The organism is Neobacillus drentensis (assembly GCF_036962765.1).
Lineage (GTDB): Bacteria > Bacillota > Bacilli > Bacillales > Cytobacillaceae > Neobacillus > Neobacillus drentensis_C.
Map to the genome: position 1 here is coordinate 1 of NZ_JBALOS010000343.1, position 1,746 is coordinate 1,746.

Genomic DNA, 1,746 nt, shown 5'->3' on the forward strand with positions numbered 1-1,746 from the left:
ATATATATTATAAAAAAATCTTTAGGAGGAAAATGATTGAGCTTTAATTGGATAGGTCTTGTGTTTTGGTTATTAATTGGGGTTTCATTATTTATACTAGCCTGGGGAATTCGAAGAAAGTCGTCGAAAGCCTTTGTATTAAGCGGGATTGCCTTAGTGCTGCCATCCCTTTATTTCATTGGGGCTGAGAATTGGCTTAGATTCGTTGCTTTTCTTCCAATTATTTGTTTTTACCTCGCTTATTCCATAAGAAAAAGTGCGAAGTAAGGATGGCCTAATCCCAAAATGGTGATTAGGCCAAAGACTCTATTTAAAATGATTAATCTACACCTGGAAACCATCCTGGTGAATGGATAATCGCTTGCCAAAGTGGGTCAGGGATCACCAGCTCCTGCTGTTTATTTTTATCAATTTTTGTTACAATTTCGAACTCCCTGCCTTCGGCCACTTTTTGTACCCAGTCAGGGTCCATAATCATTTCACGTCCTAATGCAATTAATGGTACACCTGATTGGATTGCTTTTAACGCATCATCCACTGTATAGATAGAACCCACACCAATTACTGGGACACTTGCTCCTACCCGTTCTTGGATGATTTCGATCCGTGCGCGTGTGTCATCCACCCCGCGTCGTGGGGTGGACCAGAAATCCTGGAGGGAAACGTGCAGATAGTCAAGATCCTTTTTAGCTAATGCATCTATTAACACTAATGTATCAGCCATTGTAATTCCTGGTGTTTCTTCCTCTTCAGGGGAAAATCGATAACCCACAATAAACGGTTCACTTGACTGCTCAGCTGCTACCTTTTTCACTTCATCTACAACCGCTAACGGAAAGCTGAGACGTTTTTCGAGACTGCCTCCCCATCTATCTTCACGCCGGTTGGAATGCGGAGAGAAAAACTGCTGGATGAGATAGCCGTTGGCACCATGAATTTCAACTCCATCATAACCCGCTTCAATCGCACGGCGAGTAGTCTCCCCAAAATCATGGATAATCGCTTCCACTTCTTGATCAGATAATTCCCGTGGGACTGGTTTACCTGGACCTTCAGCAGCTACACCGCTTGCACTGACAACATCACCATTCGGAACAAATTCAGGGGGTACTTGGCGGCCGCCGTGAAAGATTTGCAAAATCGCTTTTGCTCCTTGCTCCTTAATTTCAGTGGCTAATTTCCGTAAACTTGGGATTAAATCATCTCTGTCACCCCCAAATTCACCTTGAAAACCTTTCCCATTGGCAGTCACATATGTACAAGCTGTAATGACCAACCCAACTCCTCCTGAACGCCGGGCATAATAGCTGACCTCAGCATCTGTAACGGTACCATCCGGGTTGGATGAAAAATTAGTCATAGGAGCCATCACGATTCGGTTTTTCAACGTAACTCCATTTGAAAATGTAAATGATTCCAATAATGCAGCATACTTAGAATTCATTAATTGTTCCCCTCCAGCTGAATGATTTTCGCTATAGTTTGCCGTTCTTCTGTATGGTCAATTCCTTTTGGATGAAATCATTATTGGAAAAATACTTCTTCGGTTACTTCAACCATTTAAGAGTAACCGAGGAAATTTTTTTCGTCTTATTCGAGCACTGTGAGCTCTTCAGAGCGACTGTTATGGGCTTTTTTCATCTTATACGGGCACTGTGTATCTTTCAGAGTGACCGTTAAGGGCCTTTTTCATCTTATCCGGGCACTGTGAACCCTTCAGAGTGACCGTTCTGTACTTTTTTCATC

General features: G+C 42.6%; 2 protein-coding genes. One reads left to right on the plus strand and one right to left on the minus strand.

Going from position 1 to position 1,746, the window contains the following annotated elements:
* Positions 1 to 36: 36 nt before the first annotated feature.
* Positions 37 to 267 carry a hypothetical protein gene (locus V7137_RS28940; RefSeq protein WP_335701259.1) on the plus strand — a complete coding sequence of 77 codons (231 nt, stop codon included), beginning with the start codon at positions 37 to 39 and terminating at the stop codon, positions 265 to 267.
* A gap of 52 nt (positions 268 to 319) precedes the next feature.
* On the opposite strand, the gene V7137_RS28945 is transcribed toward V7137_RS28940, so the two are convergent.
* Entirely contained in the window at positions 320 to 1,444 is a 1,125-nt protein-coding gene (locus tag V7137_RS28945; RefSeq protein ID WP_335701260.1) for an NADH-dependent flavin oxidoreductase, read from the minus strand.
* Positions 1,445 to 1,746: the final 302 nt, after the last annotated feature.